Source organism: uncultured Planktosalinus sp. (genome assembly GCF_963973675.1).
GTDB lineage: Bacteria > Bacteroidota > Bacteroidia > Flavobacteriales > Flavobacteriaceae > Planktosalinus.
In genome coordinates, this window is record NZ_CAXBAN010000247.1 from 1 (window position 1) to 4,132 (window position 4,132).

The 4,132-nt window shown below is 41.1% G+C and carries 3 protein-coding genes and 1 pseudogene; 2 read left to right on the forward strand and 2 right to left on the reverse strand.

Annotated elements, in window-relative coordinates:
• The first annotated feature begins 166 nt into the window (after positions 1-166).
• Both murA and AACY61_RS09815 read left to right on the forward strand, forming a co-directional pair.
• Entirely contained in the window at positions 167-1,477 is a 1,311-nt protein-coding gene (gene murA, locus AACY61_RS09810; protein ID WP_339611398.1) for a UDP-N-acetylglucosamine 1-carboxyvinyltransferase, read from the forward strand.
• An 88-nt stretch (positions 1,478-1,565) separates the two neighbouring features.
• Positions 1,566-3,074, forward strand: coding sequence for a hypothetical protein (locus AACY61_RS09815; protein WP_339611399.1), 1,509 nt, complete (start codon positions 1,566-1,568; stop codon positions 3,072-3,074).
• Positions 3,075-3,128: 54 nt separating this feature from the next.
• On the opposite strand, the gene AACY61_RS09820 is transcribed toward AACY61_RS09815, so the two are convergent.
• Together AACY61_RS09820 and AACY61_RS09825 are read right to left on the reverse strand one after the other, a co-directional pair.
• Positions 3,129-3,563 (reverse strand): nuclear transport factor 2 family protein, encoded by a 435-nt coding sequence (locus AACY61_RS09820; protein ID WP_339611401.1) that lies wholly within the window; start codon positions 3,561-3,563, stop codon positions 3,129-3,131.
• Between the two features lie 379 nt (positions 3,564-3,942).
• Positions 3,943-4,132, reverse strand: a pseudogene (locus AACY61_RS09825) (hypothetical protein); the annotation flags it as partial.

Below are 4,132 nucleotides of genomic sequence, written 5' to 3' on the forward strand. Positions count from 1 at the left end.
GGCACTTATTTGAGCTTTCAGAGGGAAAAATCAACCTGAAAGAAAGCGATGAGGATCTCTCCAATGCTTCAGATTTAATGAAAAGCAAAAAGAAACACTCCAATGGAGGATCTCACAAAAAAAATCACAAGAACAGACCACGTAAACGCTACTAAGACTTTACTTTATGGGTATATTCAAAATTGAAGGCGGTCATAAACTAAAAGGGTCAATTCAACCACAGGGAGCCAAGAATGAAGCGCTTCAAATTTTGTGTGCCGTATTGTTGACCCCTGAAAAGATTGAAATAAAAAACATTCCGGATATCATTGATGTCAATAAACTTGTTTCCGTTCTTGAGCATTTGGGGGTCAAAACCCAGAAAAAAGGGAAGGGGCACTATATTTTTCAGGCAGATGATTTGGATTTGAGCTACCTTGAATCAGAATTATTCAAACAGGAGGGAAGCTCATTGCGAGGTTCTATTATGATTGTAGGTCCATTATTGGCTCGTTTTGGCAAAGGCTATATACCAAGGCCCGGGGGTGATAAAATTGGACGCAGAAGGCTGGACACCCACTTTGAGGGTTTTATTAAGCTGGGAGCAACGTTCCGCTATAACAGGGAGGAGCGTTTTTATGGCGTAGAAGCTCCTAAAGGATTGACAGGCACTTATATGTTGCTGGATCAAGCTTCGGTAACCGGAACAGCCAATATTGTTATGGCTGCCGTGTTAGCTAAAGGAATCACTACTATTTACAATGCTGCTTGTGAACCTTATTTACAGCAACTTTGTAATATGCTAAACAGTATGGGCGCTAAAATTAGCGGAGTAGGTTCCAATCTGTTAACGATTGAGGGTGTTGAAGCACTCGGGGGATGTTCCCATGTTATTTTACCCGATATGATTGAAATTGGCAGTTGGATTGGACTGGCAGCCATGACCCGCAGCGAACTAACCATTAAAAATGTAAGCTGGGAAAATCTGGGAATCATTCCGGACACCTTCAGAAAGCTGGGAATCACTTTAGAAAAGAAGGGCGACGATATTTACATTCCTGAGCAGGATCATTATGAAATACAGAGTTATATAGACGGTTCTATTTTAACAATTGCTGATGCTCCATGGCCCGGATTTACGCCCGATTTATTAAGTATTGTATTAGTGGTATGTACCCAGGCCCGGGGAAGTGTACTAATTCATCAAAAAATGTTTGAAAGCCGGTTGTTTTTTGTCGATAAACTCATCGATATGGGCGCTAAAATTATTTTGTGTGACCCACACAGAGCAACAGTCATTGGACACGATTTTCAGTCGATGTTAAAAGCGACTACCATGGTTTCGCCAGACATCAGGGCCGGTATTTCTTTGTTGATTGCAGCCCTTTCTGCTACCGGTACCAGCACAATTCATAACATCGAGCAGATTGATCGCGGCTATGAACACATCGTGGAGCGACTTCAGGGTATTGGTGCTAAAATCTCACGAATTGAGTAAAATTAAAGTTTCGTCATTATTTTTCATAAAAAGTAGGGTTGGAATGGTTTAAACTGTTCTAAGAGTAAATAACCTTAATTCTAAATTTATGAAAACTATTGCCCACATCTCAGTATATTTTATACTTGGTTTTTTTCTCTTTACTTCCTGTACAACAGATGAAGTTGATTTACCTGACAACAATGAAACTAGCATCAGTAAGACTTCACTGATGGCCAACTTGCTAACCCGTATGTCAGAACCCCCCACTGAACCCACATCCATAAACTGTGTGAGTCTCAATTATCCCCTGAATCTGGTTATTTTCAATGCCGCAGGCCAACAAACCGGTACACAGACCATTAACAATGATTTGGATTTACTGCTTTTTATAACCAATTTAGAAGCAGGCTCTACATTTACCATAGCATTTCCGCTTACAGTGACCCTTGAAACCGGTGCAACAGTACAAGTCAATAATTTACAGGAATTACAAGATATTATTATCGCATGTGATTCTGCCGGAGGACAAGTACCCGGGGACTTTACAACGCTTTTAACTGACGGTGCCTGGTATGTCAATTATTTCTTTGATGATCAGGATGAAACTTTTCTATTCAACGGTTATCAATTTAATTTCAATGCAGATCAAACAGCAGTGGCAGATAATGGTTCCACTCAAGTAAACGGAACCTGGAATTTATCCGGTAGCTCAACACCTGACCTTCTATTGTTTTTTGGATCTACCAGCCCTTTTGATGAATTGGATGAAGACTGGGACATCCTTGAAGCAACCCCTCAAATCATTCGTTTAAAGCACGTGAGTGGAGGTGATGGAAGCGTAGATTACTTAACCTTCGGAAGAACGCCCACTACCGGTGGTGGAGGCAACTCAAACAATTTTATTGAACACTTGACAACTGATGATTGGTTTGTAAGCCTGCTAGATGATGATGGTGAAATTGAAACCTGCCATTATGTTACTTATACCTTCAATTTTGCAGCCAATCAAACTGTAACTGCAACAAGTGCGAACAATACCGTAAATGGTAGCTGGGAAGTGCAAACCAGCAGCAGTGGTCTTGACCTGGTGCTAAACTTTGAAATTACCGGAGAAGACGATCCTTTTGACGATTTGAATGACGACTGGGATGTTGTAGAGTTTAATTCAAGCCTACTTTCATTATTAGATGTGAGTGGCGGAAATGGCGGTACAGATATCCTTAAATTTGGTAGAACACCGGCTGAAAACTGTTCAGGAGGAGGCAACATTCAGGCGCTTGTTGATGTGATGATTTCCGGTTCGTGGTTTGTGGCAAGTTATGTAGATGACGGCAACAATCAAACGGGGACCTATTCAGGCTATGAAGTAGATTTTCTTTCTGATGGAAACGTTACAGCCGGCAATGGTAACCAAACACTTACCGGAAGCTGGACGGTTACTTTAAGTGGCAGTGGTAGCGGACTGGATTTAGACTTAGACTTTGGTTCACAATCACCTTTTGATGAGTTTAATGACGACTGGGATGTAGAAGGGTTTACTGAAACCGCAATTGACCTTAAAGACGTTAGTGGTGGTGACGGTACTATTGATACCTTACGATTTGAGAAGTTATAAATAAATCTTGTTTCCATATCAACCTTAAAACCGCCTAATTGTTTAGACGGTTTTTTATTTTTCAGGCACTTTGGTAGCCTGCCAGTTGACCACCTTCCAATTGCCAACACGTTTTAAGAAGGTACCACTGTTGAGATAGTACTGTACTTTATTTTCTGTAACTCCTTTCATTTTAAAAGCCACTACAGCCACATCGTCATACACATTGATTTGAATTTCTTCTGCAGTAAAAACTGTTTTTGGCGTGTCTGAAACATCTCTTTCATTTTCAAAACCAGCCATGATTTCGGCTTTTCCAAAACGGGTGCCGTTGGAGCTGGTGTAGATGAGGTCTTCTGCCCAGAATGATTCGTGGACATCGCGGTCGTTGTTGGAGGCCCCTTCCATAAAGCTGTGGAGGAGTTGGGTTAAGTGGTTTGTTTCAGTTGTGTTTTGGCCTGTGAAGACCAGGGGCAGGAGGAAGAGGAAGGTTGCTATCGCTGTTTTCATACTAAGGCATTTCAATTGGTTTTTGAAAATTAAGAAATTGTGGACTATCTAAAGACCGATTTCCTAATATAGAATCATATTAAAGAAGCGAGTAGTCGCTTTATCCCATGTTTTGGCAGTGAGTAAGGTGGGAGTATCCTTAGATGAGCCACTAGGCTGACCCGTCAAGGACGGGTCATCTTGGGAGATACTTAATGGATACTTAATAGATGGTGTATGGATAGTGTATGACTAGAGTATGAAATTACAAAAAATTATACTTGGGTCCTTATAGATTTAGGACAGCAGGGCAAGGGGAGTTTTAAATAGTATTAAGCATTGCGTATTAGGATAGGCAAGAAGATAGATCTACAAAATTAGAACCTTGAACACTGCACTATTAAGGGCAGATGTGTTTTTCAAACATATATTTAGAAAGTTCCTTGAGGGTTTTACCTGTTTTCGGGTGCAGGCCGGGAGAGGTGAAGTACTCCAATTCGCCTGCCGGGTTTTTTCCATACCATACAAGAGCAGTGCCGTCAGGAGTTTTATAGGTGGGGTCACAATCAGCATCCACCTGTTTTAAATTA

Coding starts and splice junctions, on each gene's coding strand:
- murA (WP_339611398.1), top strand. CDS start 167: ATGGGTATATTCAAAATTGAAGGCGGTCATAAACTAAAAGGGTCAATT.
- AACY61_RS09815 (WP_339611399.1), top strand. CDS start 1,566: ATGAAAACTATTGCCCACATCTCAGTATATTTTATACTTGGTTTTTTT.
- AACY61_RS09820 (WP_339611401.1), bottom strand. CDS start 3,563: ATGAAAACAGCGATAGCAACCTTCCTCTTCCTCCTGCCCCTGGTCTTC.